The sequence below is a fragment of the Scytonema millei VB511283 genome, assembly GCF_000817735.3.
GTDB lineage: Bacteria > Cyanobacteriota > Cyanobacteriia > Cyanobacteriales > Chroococcidiopsidaceae > Chroococcidiopsis > Chroococcidiopsis millei_B.
This window is the reverse complement of record NZ_JTJC03000006.1, coordinates 93,679-113,051: the sequence shown is the minus strand read 5'-3', so window position 1 is coordinate 113,051 and position 19,373 is coordinate 93,679. Positions and strand designations below refer to the sequence as shown.

General features: G+C 44.0%; 15 protein-coding genes and 1 pseudogene. 8 read left to right on the top strand and 8 right to left on the bottom strand.

The window, feature by feature from the left end:
- Positions 1 to 186: 186 nt before the first annotated feature.
- The 7 genes from QH73_RS19990 to QH73_RS19960 form a co-directional block, all read right to left on the bottom strand.
- Positions 187 to 396: a hypothetical protein gene (locus QH73_RS19990; protein WP_039714082.1), complete on the bottom strand. Its 210-nt coding sequence runs from the start codon at positions 394 to 396 to the stop codon at positions 187 to 189.
- Positions 396 to 719: a hypothetical protein gene (locus QH73_RS19985; RefSeq protein ID WP_039714083.1), complete on the bottom strand. Its 324-nt coding sequence runs from the start codon at positions 717 to 719 to the stop codon at positions 396 to 398. Before QH73_RS19985 ends, QH73_RS19990 begins: the two co-directional genes overlap by 1 nt.
- Before the next feature lie 1,790 nt (positions 720 to 2,509).
- Entirely contained in the window at positions 2,510 to 4,423 is a 1,914-nt protein-coding gene (gene cas12k / locus QH73_RS19980; RefSeq protein WP_039714084.1) for a type V CRISPR-associated protein Cas12k, read from the bottom strand.
- Positions 4,424 to 4,467: 44 nt separating this feature from the next.
- On the bottom strand, positions 4,468 to 4,986 hold the full coding sequence (locus QH73_RS19975) for a TniQ family protein (protein ID WP_039714085.1): 519 nt from the start codon (positions 4,984 to 4,986) through the stop codon (positions 4,468 to 4,470).
- A 1-nt stretch (position 4,987) separates the two neighbouring features.
- Entirely contained in the window at positions 4,988 to 5,788 is an 801-nt protein-coding gene (locus QH73_RS19970; protein ID WP_052289836.1) for a TniB family NTP-binding protein, read from the bottom strand.
- A gap of 56 nt (positions 5,789 to 5,844) precedes the next feature.
- On the bottom strand, positions 5,845 to 7,599 hold the full coding sequence (locus QH73_RS19965; protein ID WP_052289837.1) for a TnsB C-terminal domain-containing protein: 1,755 nt from the start codon (positions 7,597 to 7,599) through the stop codon (positions 5,845 to 5,847).
- Positions 7,600 to 7,723: 124 nt separating this feature from the next.
- Entirely contained in the window at positions 7,724 to 7,957 is a 234-nt protein-coding gene (locus QH73_RS19960) for a hypothetical protein (RefSeq protein WP_039714087.1), read from the bottom strand.
- 288 nt (positions 7,958 to 8,245) lie between these two features.
- Here QH73_RS19960 and QH73_RS27905 point away from each other — a divergent pair, with 288 nt between their 5' ends.
- The 3 genes and pseudogenes from QH73_RS27905 (at position 8,246) to QH73_RS19940 (ending at position 10,978) form a co-directional block, all read left to right on the top strand.
- Positions 8,246 to 8,803 carry a helix-turn-helix transcriptional regulator gene (locus tag QH73_RS27905; protein ID WP_201278248.1) on the top strand — a complete coding sequence of 186 codons (558 nt, stop codon included), beginning with the start codon at positions 8,246 to 8,248 and terminating at the stop codon, positions 8,801 to 8,803.
- Positions 8,804 to 9,285: 482 nt separating this feature from the next.
- Positions 9,286 to 9,519: pseudogene (locus tag QH73_RS19945) on the top strand (DndE family protein); the annotation flags it as partial.
- Complete coding sequence (locus QH73_RS19940) at positions 9,506 to 10,978, top strand: DNA phosphorothioation-associated putative methyltransferase (RefSeq protein ID WP_039714088.1); 1,473 nt, start codon at positions 9,506 to 9,508, stop codon at positions 10,976 to 10,978. The pseudogene QH73_RS19945 and the gene QH73_RS19940, both read left to right, overlap by 14 nt.
- 175 nt (positions 10,979 to 11,153) lie before the next feature.
- Here the strand turns inward: QH73_RS19940 and QH73_RS19935 are convergent, their stop codons facing one another.
- The gene (locus QH73_RS19935) at positions 11,154 to 12,344 is read right to left on the bottom strand and encodes a TetR family transcriptional regulator (protein ID WP_039714089.1); all 1,191 of its coding nucleotides are present in this window, start codon (positions 12,342 to 12,344) and stop codon (positions 11,154 to 11,156) included.
- Between the two features lie 133 nt (positions 12,345 to 12,477).
- Between QH73_RS19935 and QH73_RS19930 the strand changes: the two genes are divergently transcribed.
- From QH73_RS19930 to QH73_RS19910, 5 genes are all read left to right on the top strand, one after another.
- Positions 12,478 to 13,326, top strand: coding sequence for an acyl-CoA desaturase (locus QH73_RS19930; RefSeq protein WP_132867406.1), 849 nt, complete (start codon positions 12,478 to 12,480; stop codon positions 13,324 to 13,326).
- 119 nt (positions 13,327 to 13,445) lie between these two features.
- Positions 13,446 to 14,492 carry a dipeptide epimerase gene (locus QH73_RS19925; protein WP_039714091.1) on the top strand — a complete coding sequence of 349 codons (1,047 nt, stop codon included), beginning with the start codon at positions 13,446 to 13,448 and terminating at the stop codon, positions 14,490 to 14,492.
- The gene (locus QH73_RS19920) at positions 14,476 to 15,519 is read left to right on the top strand and encodes an N-acetyltransferase DgcN family protein (RefSeq protein WP_039714092.1); all 1,044 of its coding nucleotides are present in this window, start codon (positions 14,476 to 14,478) and stop codon (positions 15,517 to 15,519) included. The genes QH73_RS19925 and QH73_RS19920 overlap by 17 nt, the downstream gene beginning before the upstream one ends.
- Before the next feature lie 280 nt (positions 15,520 to 15,799).
- Positions 15,800 to 18,406, top strand: a complete 2,607-nt coding sequence (locus QH73_RS19915) for a bifunctional diguanylate cyclase/phosphodiesterase (protein ID WP_052289838.1) — start codon at positions 15,800 to 15,802, stop codon at positions 18,404 to 18,406.
- Positions 18,407 to 18,486: 80 nt separating this feature from the next.
- Positions 18,487 to 18,801 (top strand): hypothetical protein, encoded by a 315-nt coding sequence (locus QH73_RS19910; RefSeq protein ID WP_039714093.1) that lies wholly within the window; start codon positions 18,487 to 18,489, stop codon positions 18,799 to 18,801.
- Positions 18,802 to 19,373 lie beyond the last annotated feature (572 nt).

Here is a 19,373-nt window from a genome sequence, read left to right as displayed (position 1 = left end):
TGGGATGTATTTGCTCGATCGCCCTTGACACCCGATTTAGGCAATTTCTCTGTGCCAACACTTAGCTAAACTCTGTAATTTCGATACATCCCAGCCAAGCTTTCGAGCGCGTCGGCGATCGCCCCAAAGTCAGTATTCCCGTAAGCGATACTTCTAAAGTTATGGCGATCGCCACTACTACAGGTGCTAGCTTGAGCTACCCATCGTCTGTTTTCCTGGGGCAGCGTCATAATATTTAACAACGTGGGCGCAGCCCTGTAAGTCGGCGGGATAGCAGATGGCTTTCGCTCGTAGTTGTTCTGAACCGATAAAGTTATGACCCAAGAAGCGAGATTCGGCTATGGCACGGTTCAGACTTTTTCTGGCACGGTTGCTGAGATTTTTAAATTCAAGCATTACCGTTCTCCGGTGGGAAATTGATAGATTGTTTCACCCTGCTCGCTAACGACGACGCTAGCACCAAAATCGGTAGCCCTAGATTCCAGGTAAGCTCTAGCTTCTTGGGCGCTGAAACCAGATTCTAGAGCATATTCTAGTAACGTCACTCGTCCTTTTTGACGTTTAATTAGTGAATAAAGATATTTATCTTTTTCCCTGGTGGCGCGTAACTTTTGCTCTTCCTCCCGTTGCCGTCGATCCCGATTGCTTTGCCACCATCCTTCACAGAGCGGGTAGACGATTGCTATCAACGCGGCTAATAGGAAAATGCGCTCGTCCATAAGATTTTGATGTATAAGAAAGTGTTAGATCGTTCTTTTACAACAACGATACAAAATTCTATCGATTTAGTTCCTTCAAGAAGCCAAAAGACGTTGTTCGGCAATTGTCTTACCCGTTAGATTGATCGCGAAATTCTGAATCAAGAACTCTACATCTTCGCTCTGCTAGCTTTTCCATCTGAATTGGGGGAAATAAACATTCATTGCCTCGATTCTGGATTTATATAGTATCAGTGTACTATAGCCAGTATATATTGAATAAAAAAGAAAGCTACAAGTTTCGGCTAGTGTAAAGATCCTCTAACATCCCTTCAGGAGCGAACGGGTTAACCTTTACCTGTTGAAAGCATTAGATCCGCTAGTAATTTTTACGAACGATTCCACCTGCCTAATGGTTTGGTAAGAACTAGAACAGGTTATTTTTACATATGCAATTACAACACTGTAATATTAAGAAGCTTAGCCATCATAGCCAATAATTGGCTTTCAACCTATTTTGGTCTGAACAGTCACGTTTTTGTGCGTGTCAGGGTTTACTTCATTTTTATATACTCCTTTCAACCCATCCTGTTGTAGGCAATCGCCGCTTACCCAAGCCTTCATAATTTTCAAGATGTCGTCATTAATATCTTTCAACCCACCCAGGACAAAAGCATCTCGTCAATAAGGAAATTTTATCCGAGCTATTGAGAGTACTTGCAATAATCTCTTTTTGTTGAAAATCTATTTGTCTACATATAGCGTAGGCTTATGTAAATTCTCTAGCGAATTTAGATGTGTTTGCTCTGCAACTCACTCTTTTTTGACTAGGCAATCGCGACGCGGGTACACTGAGAGAACGACAAAAAGCCCAACCTTTCAACCCACCCTATTCAGGAAACGTAATCGCAACAGACTTCTGGCGCAGCAGTAATTATCGGCTCCTGCTTTCAACCTACCCTACTCAGGGAAGGTGATTGCGACTCGGCGGCATCTTCAAGTCCTTCCCAGTCAATCGGGCAACTTTCAACCCACCCTATTCAGGGAAGGTGATAGCGACCATCTCAGTAACTTCAAAACTTCAGGAAACATTTCCTTTCAACCCACCCTATTCAAGGAAGGTGATAGCGACTGTAGCTGCGGTCGCTCGATTGCAACGCGATCGGCTTTCAACCCACCCTATTCAAGGAAGGTGATAGCGACTCTAGTCGGGTGACAATCTATAACTATGAATCTTTCAGTCTTTCAACCCACCCTATTCAAGGAAGGTGATAGCGACAAATTCCTCTTTCGCAGGAAAGCAAAGATTTAGTTCCCTTTCAACCCACCCTATTCAAGGAAGGTGATAGCGACCCACCCTTCTAAAAGGTTTGTTCAGAAAGACTTTCAGCCGTAGGTTGCGCGAACCTAGTTGAATGTTCTGCCCAGATATCATTTTCAAGCCATACCCAATATTGGGGATTGCAAACAAAATCCTTATCGGATAAATAATTCAAGGTTTGCGCGAATTTTAGAGGATTTTTGCCTTCGCTTTAGCTCAGCAAATCAAGAGTTGGGGAGGGTTCCCCCTTGGTCGGGGGTGATTCAGTAGCCACTACAGCAGTATATCCGCGCCCTTTTTGCTGGGAGCGCACCTATCCTGTCTTGCGACAGCAGCATCGGGGTGAGCAGCTACCAGGGTCAGAAAGCAAGACCGTCTTCACAACAGTCAAACTAACCCACATTTTTCACAGCTCAGAGGCTCGAAAAAGCATAAACTGCGGCGCTGTTAATTAATATTTGATTATCAAGGTGCAATTAGTGACACAATCTTACTGAGGCTGACGAGATTGGTAAGCAGCGATCGCTAATTCTTTTGCCATTTCTTGCGGACTGCCTCGAATCAGTTGTTTTCCTTCTTCAACAACAATTTCAGCTTGAGCTGCTTGGCTCTGAATGTTTTGCATTAATCTGCCGTAACTCCACTTATGGATGCTAATCCGATACTGCTTGGCATACTTTTGCTGTCCTTCAACATAGTTAGGACATTTAGCTTCTGCTCTAGCCTGAATCTCGCTTGTCAGAATCTCCTGCATATCGCCTAGTTTAGGCAGAACAATGCTCCCCGCTCGATAATTTTGCGAGATCGCCACAATCTCTTTTGCCAATAATCGCTCTACATACTGCCCTAATTCGGATTCCCCAAATTGATTGGTGTCAGCACGTTTTTGAGCTTTATGGCGCTTGTGAGACAAGGACCGCTGCTGCCTTCTCTGGCGGTTGAGCAGTTTATAATTGTCACCAAGTAGTTGTCGAGTATTACGGTAAGCGAGGACTTTTTCTGCGATCGCATCTACTACGGCTACTGTAGCAGGTTTGTCTAGTCCCAGGCTCACTCCAACTAAAATATGAGATTGACCTTGGTAGATAGATTGGCTAGGGCGATCGAAATGACCCTTAATTCGAGCTAACGTGGATTTTTGACGTTGAATAAAGGCTTGCTGCGTCTCAGTTAGATCGTTCTTCGCCTTGGTTCTATTGATAACTTTCTCAATTTCCGCAGTTTTTTCTTGACGTACCAGCTCAGTTCCTTCAGCAGTCCATAAGCGGGTATCAACACAACAATACAAAATTAGGTAGTGGGTATTCCAAGGTTCGCCCTTCTCCTTGCCTTGTTGCCAAGCTAGATAAGCACTTCTCAAAGTGAACAAGCTACTAGAATGCTGATTTTTGCTGCTATGTTTAGTCTGCTGGTCTTCTAGAAAGCGATGAAACCAGTGAAGCTGACGGCGATCGCAATATACTTGGAAAGCCAAATCCCTTAAGCCAGGGAAGTGAACGCAGAGCCTATCTTGCTGGTTTTTTGACCAAAATAGGTCTTCGTTAGTTTCAAAAATTAGTGGAAATGGGAGAGACTTCGGTTTGGTTAATAGAACATCTTGCCACTGTCTGGCTTGGGCTTCGTCTTGAGGAACAGAGGTTGTGGCAATAGCCAATGTCTCCAGCCACCTAGTATTGGTCAAATCTCGACCGTTCGGCATCCTGCTGTTTAGCTTTTCAGTAAGACGTTGAATCCGGATTTCAACTTTACGGCGACGTTTAGCAAATTTCTCTGGATCTTCTTCGCGATCGCTGAGTTGACAGTTATTTTTCAGCAAATAGCTGATAGCGCAGCGGCATTTAATGTCATCTGTCTCTTGATAAGCCTTAAACAAATTAGCAAACAGGCTAGAGACAGGGCTTGAAGAGGATCTTCCTTTAGACTTTTTACCCTTTTTACCTCTAGGTGGGGAAGAATCCAAGCTAGGTGCTTGTATAGCTTGAGAGAGAATTTCAGCAGCTTTACTGCGAATAGCATCCAAACTGCAATTACTATCTGCCGCTAATTCAGTATCGCTCTGGAGTATTTCTAGCCATCGCCTTTTTCTGTCTAACTGCTGCTGTAGCCGTTTATTTAGAGCTAACCAGGACTTGTAGATGTATTCCACAGCATTAAAAGCAGATTTGTAAAAACGGCTGGGTTGACCTAAAAAACGGGGATCGGACTTGAATGACTGGGATAGCTGGCTAATGAAAGTAGATGGAAGCTTGCCTTTTTGTCGCCACTGCTCGAAGTCAGGGTGTTGACCGACTTGCGCGAGTAGTTCATTAATTAATGGCGTGTTGATTTCTGCCATTAACCTCCACATCTGTTGGCGGGCTGATTCTGTAGCAACAAGACGACACTGAATAGTAATCTGACTCATAAAATTGAATTGAAAATGCTAGGCTAACAAGACAAAATTTGTAGCTAGTAAGCTTTTTGGCGATCGACCATCTCGGCAAAAAACGTCAAACAACGCAGGCATCGTCCTTCTATCCATAAAGCGGGAATAGGAAACGGTTTTTCACAGATTGGGCATTTAGATAGCAAGCGCAACTGGTGGCGATCGCATCCTGCTGTAGTCTTGAACTGCCATGCAATCAGATGATAGGGTTCTTCTGCATAGCAAGCTCCGCATAATCTAATTGGTTTATGTTTCATCCCTACACCAGCTAAAGGCAGCATTTCTCGCAGTCTATTAACATCGACTTCCACCACATTTGCTAGCGCCTCTAACTCCTCAAATGTTGGAAAGGGATTGAAATAAAACTTTTCCCAACGAGCCAACACTGCTCCAAGTCCTGACACTTGACCTAAACCACACGGAGTCGAGAACTTATTTCCTTTTGCTCGTCGAAAGCGACCCAAAAAGTGACTAATACTTTCCCCTTCTAATGGCTCAACTCGTGTCAGCCAGAGTTTTGTTTCTTTAAGTGTTTTAGCCATATCACCACTTAGTTGCAGTAATTACTTCTTTCAAAACGTCTTTGTCTAGGTTTTGATGCCCTCTAAGTAACGAGCGAATTGCTGCTTTGCGAAGGAGCATATCTAGGCGACCAATTAATTTCTGAGTTCCCTGCTTCAAAAGCTTTAGATTTTCTCCTGTTGCTAAGTTGGATGCTACTGGCAAATTCAGAACATCTCGCTCCCAAATCTGTACGATTTGCTTAAACTGGGACTCGTCTAAGCGATCTAATTCATATTGCTCTAGAAAACGATTGAGAACTTGCTCATCGCGCTTAACTATTGCATGGAGACGGCTGGTAGTACCGACTAGGAGAACGGCAATTCCCAATCCATTTTCGTCATAAATATGTCGTACATCAGAAAACGTTTCGTATTTCAGGTGATTGGCTTCGTCAATAATTAGCATTTCTACTTGATGTATTTCCAAGCTATCAAGCGTTCGCTCTCGTAAGTCTGAAATGGTTCCATTTGTAGGCTTATTTAGAGCTTTGAGGATTTTGATAAAGAAATCTCTAGAACCACAAGCTTTAGGAATTTGAATGTGAACTACTGGCTTAAACCGCTGTCCCTGTGTTTTTTTCAACTCGTTGTATTGCTTTGTAAAAGCTTTACAAGTAACAGTTTTTCCGCAACGAGACTCTCCTACCAATAGACCAGTCATCCTTGATATAAGTAACTCTGTCAACCATGCATGACAGTGTTTGACTCGTTCTAATTCTAAGTATGGTGGGCGGCTTAAGTCTTTAATTTTCTTCTGGATTTCTGGACTTAAATCTTCCATTTCAGTAACTTTCCAACTCAATTTAGAATGGTCTTAGCGTCGATCATTTCCTTTAGCTAATCATCTTCAAACAAGTCGTCCATGAAGCGAACTTGATATCTTGGTAGCTCTACTTCCAGTTCTGCTTCTGACATAGACTTTGCCTCTATTTCTTCTGGTTTGGAAATAGCAAATTTCTTAGCAACAGACTGTGTGGGATTTACTTGTTCCTGCGCTGCCTGCTTGCGCTGCTGACGGTTTCTTTTAACTAAATTTTCCACAAATTCGTCACGATCTAGCATCGCGTCTAAAATCGAATTGTTGATTTCCTCACCTGTTTCTCTACGCTTCTTATTTCTCGCTTTCAGTTCTCGTAAAGAAAGCCGTTCAGTTTCTAAATCTAGAGCGTGAGCATAATCGAGTAATTCTTCCGTACCATCTGCATTGCGTTGATAGACGAAGAGAGTAGTGATGTCATCAGGATCGAATCGTACTGTAACCAATTCTCCTGCTCGACCTCTTAAATGTTCTGCTGCAAAATCCCGATCTCCAAATCTTATTCGTCCGTATTTCTGGACTGTCCGGCGCTCTTGCTTCATCAAGCAAATTGCCAAGTCCAATTCATCGTATAGATAAGGATCTACCATTAATCCGCCTTCCCACCGCTGCAACCGACTCTGGTTTCCAGAACGGGCATCTACGTGCTGGTTATATTCATCTACTATGTAACGCACTAAAATCGTTTCTAAACCCTTGAGAGTCAGGCGAGCATCTTTATCCACGGTTGCTGGGCGTTGTTGCACGTTTGACCCCGTGTAGCCTGGTAAATCACGCAATACTTGGTCGTTAAGCGTCCTAAAAAAACGCTCGACAATTCCACCATCTGATGGTCGTCTTCTCAAAGAGCAATTGAAACCTATTTGAACGGCAACTTGCTCTGTAATGTGAATTGAAGTAAAGTCCTTACCGCCGTCAGTATAAAAGTGATTGGGTTTACCATATGTCCCCCAGTCGTGACGAAGTTGATATCCAGAACCATAAGACTTAGGTAGGATTGCATGACGCAAAGCTAAGGCATCAATTTGAGAGCTAGGGTGATCGAATCCTAAATAAAATCCCATCACGCAACGGGAATAGGAATCGATGATTATCGTTAGCCAAGGGCGATCCAGAACGCCATACTCGTCAACAAGCCTGATATCTAAGCGAGTATGATCGCACTGCCATACGTCATTGCTACCCTCGACCTCCAACTCTCGCCCATCACGAGTCATGTGTGTCAACCGCTCTCCTGAGTAGCCTGGGCTTCTTGCTTTCCGTTTTCTGTCTTTCTGCTCGATGTGTTGGTCGAGAATTCGATAAACCGACTGGTGACTTGGGTATTCACCTTTTTTCAGCGCGAGTTGCTTAGCTCTTCCTTTGACCCGCATAAATACTTGATGCCGAGTCATCCGCTTGCTGCCCTTGTTACCGTTGGTATAAGTATTGATGATAAAGTCTACCCAATCCTGCTCAAGGCGGTACTTTCCTTTATCTGATCGCGTTGCAGTTAGTCCAACTAACCCATGTTCTCGCCACTTCTGAAGCAAGCGTTCTACCTGACGCAGCGATACACCCAGTTTTCGCGCAGCCTCCCGCTTTTTAATACCGTAGGTTTTGCGATCGCATGGCTCGATAAGGCTTTGAAGCACCTCTATCCTGCGGTTTACTTTGTCAGTAAGCAATTCGTCAGAGGGTAGTCTTTGAGGTTTTACAGGCTTTTCATCTAGCTGAATATTAAGATGATTGTTGTTTTCGTCTAATATCAAAGGCTGTTGCAAGTCTTGAATCATTCTTCACCTCGCCTCGTTCGTCAACGTAGCCTCAAGTTGCCGCGTTCGGCTTTTGTATATGGTCTGCTCCCAAAAAGCTAAAGCCAGAGCGATTTTAACGATACAAAGTCACCTGAGAGGAGGTTTAGCCTGGACTAGCCTCAGATGTTATCTCCTCTTTCCAAAGTCTTGCTGCCGAATCAGTCATAAGCGTGTAGCGTTGCTCTAGAATATCTAGAAACACAACAGCGTCGAAACCAGTCAAAGCACTTACGCTGTTTCCCTGCCAGTGAATAACCACGCTATCGTCACTGAATTGAATTTCCCGAATTAGAGAAAGATTCACAATCCGGTATGGTAATCGGATAAAATCGGGCATATGTATATTTTTTATGTGTGAGCATGAGAAAACGCTCTCCTATTAGGTTAGGAGTGTTTTGAAGCAAAACATGGATAGTAGGAAGAGTACAGACTTTCTACTATTACTTCCAAGAGGAAGTAGTAGGCTTACTTTCTCGATAAAAGACAAGCTACTATTTCGTAGCAAACAAGTATATCTTGGCTACGTGATTTATGATGAGTATGTAGGAAGGAGAACTATAGCAATAATAATATAGCTCCTTAAATTCCGCAACATAGTCTGGTCAAACCGGAATTGATTATAGGTATGACAAGACCGCCTCTGCCGTCCCTTGTAGTACTAAGGATACTCAAACAAATAACTCAAAAGGAGCTTGCAGATGTTTTAGGAGTTACGGAACAAACCATACATAACTGGGAAAGAGGTAAAGCAGTGCCAAAGTTAACCATCCCCCAGACTAAAACTTTATGTAAAGTGCTAGGAGCAACTCTTGACGAGTTACCGAATGACTTCTCAGTACCTATGGCTGCACCATTCACGAACTGGAGCGGGCAGCAAGAGAATCCTGCAAAAAAAAATGACATGACAAAAGCGCCTTCGCTATCTTTTGTAGTACTAAGGTCACTCAAACAGATAACTCAAAAGGAGCTGGCAGATGTTTTAGGAGTCACAGAAGATACCATATCTAACTGGGAAAGAGGTAAAGTCGTGCCAAAGCTAACTATCCCCCAAACTAAGGCTTTATGCAACCTCTTAGAGGTGAATCTTGAGCAACTACCGGATAACTTTGGAAAACCAGAGCGGCATTCATACCAAATAGACAATGGAAAATCGCCGCCAGTCGCAAACATTGATTTAGAGTAGTTTTTTTTGTGCTGTGAATGTCCTAAGAGTAGGCACACAACCTATTCCTCTGCCTACTCTTAGGACACATGACAAATATAAGCAATACAAAACTTCAAAAAATAGCTATTTCTTGAAGCGGCAAAATTGATACAGTTCTAGTAACACAAGCGACTAAAAGCCTTACTTGGTTCTTTGTCTTTGCTAACCATTTCACCGGATTTTACAAAGTTTGAGCAGTTTCTTACGCTCTTTAATCACCCTAAAAACTTTTTCATATAATAGCGACATCAATTTTGTGAAATGAGATAAAAAAGTGATTCTTCCTATAATTAAACAAGCGACTCATAAAAAGTGAAGAAATCAATTTTGCGACGTATAGTGTGTGAAATTAGCTCTAGAAGAGTAATTCTAAGACAAAATGATAAAAACCCTTGTATAGCAGAGGATATAGCTCAAAGTAACAGCGACATCAATGCGTGAAATAGCGACATCCAATTTGTGAATGTACAGTAGAAATGACGTGGCGGGTATTTGGGGGAGAAATGTCAGATGTCCTGGCGATCGCGCTCAAACAACGCTGCTATAACGATAATCTAGGTGTAGATAAAGAAACTATGGCGACTCAATTTCGCTTGCATCTACATCGGGGTATCGGTTACTTGGCAGGAGATCCTAATATAAAAAAGATAGAAGACTTAATCGCCATTGCCCTACAACCTCATGGTCGAGTCTAACTACCTTGCAACTGTACCGGAAATCGAACGCCATCGGGCGGCTATTTATCGTGTAGAAATATCTCGTCCCGTGCGATCGGCAATAGAATCCGCAATTTTAAACAACGATACCACGTTTTTCGATTATGGTTGCGGTCATGGGGGAGATATCGATCGCGTTGCTAACTTGGGATATACCAGCAGCGGTTGGGACCCTTATTATCGTCCTGATACTCCCCACATCGCCGCAGATGTCGTAAATCTAGGCTACGTCCTCAACGTGATTGAAGATTTGGAGGAACGCCGCCAAGCCTTAATTCATGCCTGGGAACTCACCCGCAAAGTTTTACTCGTCTCGGCGCAAGTCCTGATTAACGACCGCAGCAGCAACCAGATGGCGTATGGCGATGGCATTGTTACCAGTCGCAACACATTTCAGAAATATTACGACCAAGAAGAACTGAAAAAATATATTGATGAAGTCCTCAACGTCGATGCAGTCCCAGTCGCGCTGGGTATTTACTTTGTCTTTCGCGACGAACAAGAACGGGAAAGTTTCAAGGCTTTACGCTTTCGTTCTCGCGCGACTACGCCAAGAGTACGCATTCCTAGCAAGCGATTTGAGGACTACCAAGAACAACTTGCGCCTTTGATGGCTTTTTTCACCGAAAGGGGACGATTACCTGTAAAAGGCGAGTTAGCAGAGGAATCGCAATTATTAACAGAGTTTGGTAATTTCCGCCGCGCCTATAATGTTATCTTACAAGCCACAGATGAGGCAGAATGGGATGCGATCGCTTATCGTCGTTCTTTAGATATTCTGGTATACCTTGCGTTAACTCAATTCAGTCAGCGTCCCAGTTTTAATAAGTTATCACCCGCACTGCGTCACGATATCAAAGCTTTTTTTGGCAGTTATCAAGAAGCCTGTGAGGTAGCAGATAATAAGCTTTTCAGTTTGGGTAAGCCAGGAGTTATTGCTAAAATCTGCCAGCAAAGCAAGATAGGAAAGCGTTTACCAACAGCTTTATACGTTCACGTCTCTGCAATTGAAGAATTAGATCCGCTGCTGCGGATTTATGAAGGCTGTGCTAGTCGTACTATTGGACGCTTGGAAGATGCAACGCTGGTGAAGTTTTGCACGGATAAGCCCAAGATTTCTTATTTGTTTTATCCAGATTTCGATCCAAATCCTCATCCAACTTTACATACAAGTATGCAAATTCATTTGCCGGATTTGAAGGTATTTTATCGCGATTACGATCGCGCTGCTAATCCGCCAATTCTGCACCGTAAGGAAACGTTTGTCAGCGAACGTTATCCTTTGTACGAACAATTCGCTAATCTGACTCGACAAGAGGAAGAGTTGGGGTTGTTGAGGAATTCTCGCGAAATTGGGACGCGGGATGGGTGGTATAGGCGGTTGGAGGAATATGGGGTAGAGATTCAGAACGATCGCGTGGTTTTTGTGAATTCGTAGGGAAGAGACGATCTGTAGGGGCGCACAGATGTGCGCCCCTACCACAAATGTCACACACGCAATAATCGATTAATTAGTTTTGTGTCGCGCATCAGCCGTAGGCGTTAGCGTAGCGTTAGACGCAGAGGCGCAAAGAAAAACGCTAAAAGTATAATTTGTGCGAGTAAATATGGGGCTATTGAGAATCGCGATCGCGTTGAATGGCTTGTTCTATAGCTATTTTTTCTTTGACTCTTTGAACGTAAGGTTTGAGTTGTTTTAAACCCCATCCTGTGAGCATACTCAAATTTTCTAAAGTCATGCCTTTCATTAACATTTCTACACACCATGTTTGTTGAGTTTGGACGATAGCTGGTGCTTGTCCTTCTGGCGTGAGTAGTCCTTTAGTAATTATTTGCCAGCGCTGCTGAATTTCTATTTCTGACATTGGTAAACCAGCATCATTTAAAAATAATGCTGCTCGATCGTCTTTACGACTTTTAAGCCACTGCGTCAAGGGGTTGCGAGTGTAAGAACCGTATCGCTTACCCAAAATCCATTGATTGACGGGAACTTGTCGCACCGAACCTTGAGTAATTTGCAATAAATAGCGATCGCGATCGACGATTTGATGTACTCTTTCTAAGCTGGCAATTTCTGACGCTGATAAACCCGTGGCAAATAAGACATACATTAATGCATAATCTCGTAAATCGATCTTCTTAGCTTTTTGGAGAATTGTATGCACTAAATTTGCTGGTAAATCTATAATTTTTTCTCCACTATTTGCAGACTCAACTTGGTTTAAGAATAATTCAACTAAACTTTCTAAAAACTCATCTCTACTCTGCCAAAGCGCTTGAAATCCTGTCGTGAATTGAATCGCAGCATATCCTAATAGCAAACTATTGAGCAAGCTAGCTAGCTGGGAAACTGGTAAATTAGTTTGTAATTGTTCCCGCTCGATGACAGTCGCAATATACTCAGCCACATATTGATTTGCTTGAGTTAAATATTCACCAATCACTTGCTGGTGTTCGCTGGAATAGCGCCTGGATTCACCCACTACAGATAATACCAACTCTGGCACTTGCTCTAAAGCCTGCAAGCGATCGCTAGCATAGTCTTTGAGTGCCTGATGCAAGCTACTTGTTTGACTCGCTTTCTCGCGCAGAGATTCGCCAAAATCTTTAAATACTGCTGATTCTGAGATTGCTGCTAGCAATAACCCTTGCTTGTTGCCAAAATGCCGAAATAGGGTGACTTCGTTCACCTGCGCTAGTTCGGCAATCTGCCGCGTTGTCGTCTCGGTGATTCCCTGAGTCGAGAACAACTGCAAAGCCGCGTCAATCAATCGCTGTCGAGTGGAAGTTAGTTGAGTAGCCATAAGATAGAAATTTATTAAATCGTGCAAGCAGTACTTGCAATTCTATTTTTGCGTTGTTAAGCTGAGGGTGTAAGTAGCACTTGCATTTCTTGACAAAGGATTTGTTAAGTGCTGAGTACTGAAAGTAGAGATTATGACTATAGGCTCAGTCGCGGAGAGCAAACAGCCGCTTGCTCTCAGCTGGATCAATGTGGCGTTTTTCGGTACGTTTCATGTTGTAGCAATGCTCGCTCCCTGGTGTTTTTCTTGGTCGGCTTTGGGAGTGACGATATTTCTTCACTGGCTATTTGGCAGCATTGGGATTTGTTTAGGCTATCACAGGCTCTTAAGTCACCGCAGTTTGCAAATAACACCGAAGTGGCTGGAATATGCGATCGCCTTCATCGGGGCGCTTGCCATGCAAGGGGGACCCGTCTTTTGGGTAGCGGGACATCGACAACATCACGCTCATACAGAGGACGTGGACAAAGATCCTTACTCTTCTAAGCGGGGTTTTTGGTGGAGTCACATGCTATGGATTCTGTACCCGCGATCGGAGTTCTATATCTACGATAATTACCGAAAGTTTGCCCCCGATCTCGATCGCGACCCATATTATCGTTGGCTAGATCGCTACTTCTTACTGCTGCAAATTCCGCTAGCAGTGTTGCTATACCTTCTCGGCGGCTGGTCTTTTGTCATCTATGGTGTCTTTCTCCGCGCCGTATTACTCTGGCACAGCACTTGGCTGATCAACTCGGCGACTCATTTATATGGTTATCGTCATTTTGAGGTAGAGGACAATTCTCGCAATCTTTGGTGGGCAGCACTTTTGACTTATGGCGAAGGTTGGCACAACAACCACCACGCTCAGCCTAATGTAGCACCAGCCGGACGGCGGTGGTGGGAAATCGATATGACATGGTGGGCAATTCAGGCTTTACAAGCTTTAGGATTGGCTAAAAAAGTCGTATTACCACCAACACCGAAGGTAAAAGTTTAGCTTGTCGATCTTCCAACTAAGTTAAAAAGGGGGCGATTTCTAATCGCCCCTGCTCCCTGCTCCCTAATTTAACGCTACACTGCATGAGTGCGAGCTAATTTCAGTACGCGATCGCCCATATGCACGTCAGCGCCGAACTTTTCACCGTCCGCAAGCGTTTTCCCCTGACAATTAGTCGCGGAACGACAGCCCAAACGACAAATGTGTGGGTGAAAGTCGTACAGGATGGAATTGAAGGCTGGGGGGAAGCATCGCCATTTTCTCTCGGAGATCGTCCGCAATCTACCGAAATGCTGTTGGAGGCAATCCAAACAATTGCACCGCAGTTACAAAGTATGAATCCTTGGGAACGGCAGCGAATTGGTCCGAGATTACAAACAATGCCTTCCTCTGCCCAAGCTGCAATCGATATGGCGCTGCACGATTGGATTGGGAAAAAGGCGGGATTACCCCTGTGGCAGTTGTGGGGGTTAGACTGCGATCGCATCGTGCCAACTTCGGTCACAATTGGAATTAATACCCCAGAAGCAGCCGTAGCCAGGGTAAGAGACTGGTTGCAATTTGTCGAAGTCAAAGTTTTTAAAGTTAAGTTGGGCAATCCAGCCGGAATTGAGGCGGATCGGGAAATGTTAGCAGCAATCCGCGATGAAGTTCCGACTTTAGAGTTATTTGTCGATGCCAACGGCGGCTGGAATTTAGATGACGCGATCGCCATGTGTCGGTGGCTAGCCGACTATGATGTTAAATATGTAGAACAACCGCTAGCGCGGGGAGAAGAGAAACACTTACCCCAATTAAAACAGCGATCGCCTCTACCGATTTTTGTCGATGAAAGCTGTATGACAAGTCGCGATATTCCTCAGTTATCCAACTGCGTGCGCGGAATTAATATCAAACTGATGAAAGCTGGTGGTTTGTCAGAAGCAATGCGGATGGTACAAGTGGCAAAAGCATTAGGATTACAGGTAATGTTAGGTTGCTATTCTGACAGTTCCCTCTCGAATACAGCCGCCGCTCACCTCGCACCCCTAGCCGACTATCTCGATTTAGATAGTCATTTGAATTTAACCGCAGAACCCTTTGTAGGTGCAATAATCCGATCGGGGCGGTTGTTGCCAAATTGCAAACCAGGATTGGGGGTAGAACGCAGTGCGGTTGCAGGCTGAAAGTAGGGTAGCCATTCTCTTACACGACGGCATTAAGGGCAGTCAAGGTAAAACTGGACTTGCCTTGTTACGCTACAGTCATGCCCAAATTGTCGCCGTTATCGATCGCCAATGTGCCGGAGAGTCTTTACCTATAGTCTCTGGGATCGAGCGCGACATCCCGATTGTCGGTTCTGTTGAAGAGGCATTAGCTTACAATCCAGACATATTAGCCATTGGCATTGCTCCCTCTGGGGGAATTTTACCTCCAGAGTGGCAGCAGGAAGTCAAGCAAGCTGTATTTGCAGGTTTATCAATTGCTAACGGATTGCACACACCCTTAGCGACAATTCCCGAGTTGCGCGATAATTTGCGATCGAGACAGTGGATTTGGGATGTCAGACAAGAACCGCCTAACTTACCCATCGCCAGCGGACAAGCACAAACGCTAGCTTGTCGGCGCGTGCTAGCTGTGGGTACGGATATGGGTGTAGGTAAAATGTCTGCTTGTTTGGAACTGGATCGAGCTTGTCAACAACGGGGCATGCGTTCTAAGTTTATCGCGACCGGACAAGCAGGGCTGATGATTGCTGGCGATGGCATTCCCCTAGACGCAATTCGAGTTGACTTTGCCGCAGGGGCAGTAGAACAAATGGTCTTGCAACACGGTAGCGATCGCGATATTGTCTTTGTAGAAGGGCAGGGATCGTTACTGCATCCAGGCTCGACCGCAACCTTACCCCTGATTCGGGGGACGCAACCGACGCATCTAGTGTTAGTCCATCGCGCCGGACAAACTCACATCCGCAACCATCCCCACGTCCCGATTCCAGCTTTAACAGACGTAGTACAACTCTATGAAATGGTAACTAGAGCAGCAGGAGCATTTGCCGATGTCCCAGTCGCCGCGATCGCGCTCAACACATTTCATCTCGATCTTGCCACGGCACGACAGGCGATCGAACAAACTCAAGCTGAGACTGGTTTACCCTGTACTGATGTGGTACGCTTTGGAACAGAGAATATTCTAGATGCAATCGTAAAATAGCGCCGATTGCCAATTGAGATCGCGCCAAAATTAAAGCACTTCCGTGGGAGGGTTCCCCCCCCTGGGAAAGTTCTATGCAAAGCTACTAGCCTTTCTTTGCATCTTTGCGCAACATGTCTTTCAGTAAAGATACGTAAAAAGACAAGCAAATTAACTATGAACTTCGCAATTTTACGCTTGATAGCTAGATATAGATCGGCTTACGATCGTAGTATTTATAGCAGTTAACTCAATTTTTACTTAACCCAAACGAGATATTTTTACTAAGTAAAGCGATCGCATGAAATCCAAAAAGACATTATTCCCCATCGGTGTAGCATTCACCAGTCTGATTGGAGTATTGTATGCGACAGCATCACTTATTTTGTTCAAGAATCTGCACCAAGCAGAACAACGACATACTCGCCAAGCAGTAGAAGGAGTTTTAAGTGCTTTTACTCAATCCAAAAAAGATTTGAGCATTCACATTGATGATTGGGCAAGCTGGAACGATACTTATAATTTTGTCCTAGATCGGAATCAAGATTATATCAACTCTAATCTCTATCCAGCAGGATTGCTGGCACTCAAACTCAATTTAGTTCTCTACGTTCAGCCTTCAGGCAAAATAGTCTACGGGACTGGTTTTGACTTAAATACTCAGAAATACAAGTCAATTTCTCCAGCATTGAAACCTCATCTAGTGCCACAATCTCCACTGGTGCGCCACAAGACTATACAAAATGGCACGGTAGGGATTGTCAATCTACCAGAAGGATTAATTTTAGTCGGAGCGCAACCAATTTTGTCTAGTGAAGATAAAGGACCGATTCGCGGTTCGCTCATTTTTGGGCGTTATCTCAATGCTGGAACGATCGCTACTTTATCTAAGTCTACCCGCCTGCCACTCGCTGTGCGGGCGATCGATCGCGCCGATCTGCCTGCCGATTTTCAGGTGATGCGAAATTTATTATCACCGACCAATAAAATTCTCGTACGTCCGATCGACAAAAATACAATTGCTGGTTACGCTTTGCTACCAGATATTTACGGTAAACCTGCGGCAATTTTGCGCGTTGATATCGCCAGGGAAATATATCATCAAGGTCAGACAAGTTGGTATTATTTAACAATTTTATTGGCGGTCGTTGCCATATTTTTTGCAACAATTATTTTTCAACTTATAGAAAAATTAGTAGCCTCCGAGCGTAAATGGCAAGAAAGTGAAGAGTACCGTCATTTAGTTGCCAAGGCTTCTCAAAGTATCTTTTTAGTCAATGCTAGTACCAAACAAATTATTGAAGCCAATGCTACGTTTGAAAATTTCCTCGGCTATGAGTCCGGTCAACTAATTCAGTTGGCACTATTCGATTTAGTTGCTGAAGATCGGGCAGTTGTAGAGCGCTTTATCTTAGCATTGCAGGTAGAGCGTTATTTTACAGGCGAACAACAATATCGCCGTCAGGATGGAATACTAGTTGATGTTGAAATTAACGCGAACTTAATTACTCGCAACGGCAAAGATGTTTTTTGTATCATCGTCCACGACATTACTAAGCGCAAACAAATAGAGCAACAATTACAACACGAAGCCTTTCACGATTCCCTCACGGGTCTAGCAAATCGCGCCCTATTTATGATGCGGTTAGAACAAGCACTGAGGTTGCAACAACAGCAAGCGGACTATAGTTTTGCTGTTTTGTTTTTAGACCTCGATCGCTTCAAGGCAATCAATGATAGTTTAGGACATATGCTCGGCGATCGGCTGTTGATTGGGATCGCTCAAAGACTAAGAGCGCAGATCCGCACGGGAGATACTCTGGCTCGTCTAGGCGGCGATGAGTTTGCAATGGTGCTAGAGAATTGCAGCGATCCCACCGAGATGATCAAACGGATACAACTGGCACTTAAATTACCTTTTCGATTAGATGGTAACGAGATTTTTGCCACCACAAGCATTGGCGCGATCGCGAATACCAGAGAATATCGCCAACCAGAAGATTTATTGCGCGATGCCGATACTGCTATGTACCGCGCCAAAGCTGGCGGAAAAGCACGGTATGAAGTTTTCGATACCTCCATGCGCGATCGCGTCGTAGCACTATTTCAACTGGAAACTGACTTGCGACGAGCAATTGACAATCAAGAATTGCATTTGCACTATCAACCGATAGTTTCGCTAGTCAACCAAAAAATTGTGGGTTTTGAAGCACTCTTACGCTGGCAGCATCCGCAAAGAGGTACGATCTCTCCAGCAGAATTTATTCCAATTGCCGAAGAGACAGGGTTAATTGTCCCAATTGGCTGGTGGGTATTGCGGCAAGCTTGCCAGCAAATGCAACTTTGGCAAGCACAATTTGCTTTGAACGTGCCGTTCAAAATGAGTGTCAACTTTTCTGCACCGCAGTTTACTCAACCGCAAGTAGGAAAACAGATTATTCAAATATTACAAGCCACTGGACTCGACGCTAAGAGTTTGCAACTAGAATTGACTGAAAGCGTACTGATGGAACATCCTGAAGCGATCGCGGCTTTGATGGAAGAACTTAACGCTTTGGGAGTCTCACTAGCCCTAGATGACTTCGGCACGGGTTATTCTTCCTTAAGTTACTTACAACGGTTTCCGATAAATATCCTCAAGCTAGACCGTTCCTTTGTTTGCCGAATTGGTAAATGCTATCAGAGTTGGGAGATCGTTCGCGCTACAATCATGCTTGCCCGCGCCCTAGACATGGAAGTCGTGGCTGAAGGAATAGAAACTTTAGAACAGCTGGCTCGTCTGCGAGGACTCAAATGTAAATTTGGGCAAGGATATTTTTTCTCTCAACCTGTAGATAGTACCGCAGCTGGAGAATTACTCGCCCAGCAGTTTGATAGGCTAGTCGAAGTCGTAAGTCGTAAGTCGTAAGTCGTAAGTCGTAAGTCGTAAGTCGTAAGTCGTAAGCCGGAATTAACTGACAACTGATAACTGATAACTGATAACTGATTATGAGTTCCGATCGCTTGGCTCAATTCGTAGCAGCAAAAAATTGCCCAGATCTCCCTTTACCTTTGCAAGCACTTTGGCACGCTAAGCAGGGAAATTGGGAACGAGCGCACGTACTGATCCAAGATGAAGCCGACTCTGATAGTGCTTGGGTTCACGCTCATTTACACCGTCAAGAAGGTGACTTGAGTAATGCTCGCTATTGGTATAAGCGCAGCGGGCGATCGCCCGCTCATACCGATCTCGATCGAGAATGGGAAGAAATTGCCAAAAGTTTGTTGACAAAAGTAGCAAATGATGGGTTGCAAAACCAATAGTAAATCACCCCAAAGCACTACCCAATCTCATCAATTAAGCCATTCTGAAGTAACTTCTCAAATCGAAAAAATTAACAACTCAATCCAAACTTTACTCATTTCACACACTTTATAAATTTTATAGACTAACGGACATATGCTTGATAGCCACTAGGTTGTCTTGCTGAATTTGCTCTCTGAATAATAGGCATCTGCCTACTAATAGAGTGCGGCTTTAAAGTATTATGAGATCGACATTTTGCCAAATTTATTCGCTAAGTTCTTGCAACAAAAAATTTAAGTTTAGCAGCAAGTTTTGAAGGTCGCTCTTCTTCAAGAAGACAGCGCGGAAAATCTAAGAGAGTCGTTTTGCAAATCATTTAAATCACAAAGGAATATTGCATTTTGATGTATCGATCGCATCAGTTTTGTCGCGAGTTCATTCTCACTGACAACTAATAAATGATGCAGTATTTTCTTAGTCTTTAAAAAGCGAGTTTTTTGAATGAATTGATGATATCCGTTTGCAAATTGATTTAAGACGAACATTTTTTTAAGTAGGGCTTTAATTAGTCTGCTTGATGTTCGAGCGT

Excerpts from the sequence above, each read along its gene's own strand:
- QH73_RS19990 (WP_039714082.1), bottom strand. The coding sequence starts at position 396 with ATGCTTGAATTTAAAAATCTCAGCAACCGTGCCAGAAAAAGTCTGAAC.
- QH73_RS19985 (WP_039714083.1), bottom strand. The coding sequence starts at position 719 with ATGGACGAGCGCATTTTCCTATTAGCCGCGTTGATAGCAATCGTCTAC.
- cas12k (WP_039714084.1), bottom strand. The coding sequence starts at position 4,423 with ATGAGTCAGATTACTATTCAGTGTCGTCTTGTTGCTACAGAATCAGCC.
- QH73_RS19975 (WP_039714085.1), bottom strand. The coding sequence starts at position 4,986 with ATGGCTAAAACACTTAAAGAAACAAAACTCTGGCTGACACGAGTTGAG.
- QH73_RS19970 (WP_052289836.1), bottom strand. The coding sequence starts at position 5,788 with ATGGAAGATTTAAGTCCAGAAATCCAGAAGAAAATTAAAGACTTAAGC.
- QH73_RS19965 (WP_052289837.1), bottom strand. The coding sequence starts at position 7,599 with ATGATTCAAGACTTGCAACAGCCTTTGATATTAGACGAAAACAACAAT.
- QH73_RS19960 (WP_039714087.1), bottom strand. The coding sequence starts at position 7,957 with ATGCCCGATTTTATCCGATTACCATACCGGATTGTGAATCTTTCTCTA.
- QH73_RS27905 (WP_201278248.1), top strand. The coding sequence starts at position 8,246 with ATGACAAGACCGCCTCTGCCGTCCCTTGTAGTACTAAGGATACTCAAA.
- QH73_RS19940 (WP_039714088.1), top strand. The coding sequence starts at position 9,506 with ATGGTCGAGTCTAACTACCTTGCAACTGTACCGGAAATCGAACGCCAT.
- QH73_RS19935 (WP_039714089.1), bottom strand. The coding sequence starts at position 12,344 with ATGGCTACTCAACTAACTTCCACTCGACAGCGATTGATTGACGCGGCT.
- QH73_RS19930 (WP_132867406.1), top strand. The coding sequence starts at position 12,478 with ATGACTATAGGCTCAGTCGCGGAGAGCAAACAGCCGCTTGCTCTCAGC.
- QH73_RS19925 (WP_039714091.1), top strand. The coding sequence starts at position 13,446 with ATGCACGTCAGCGCCGAACTTTTCACCGTCCGCAAGCGTTTTCCCCTG.
- QH73_RS19915 (WP_052289838.1), top strand. The coding sequence starts at position 15,800 with ATGAAATCCAAAAAGACATTATTCCCCATCGGTGTAGCATTCACCAGT.
- QH73_RS19910 (WP_039714093.1), top strand. The coding sequence starts at position 18,487 with ATGAGTTCCGATCGCTTGGCTCAATTCGTAGCAGCAAAAAATTGCCCA.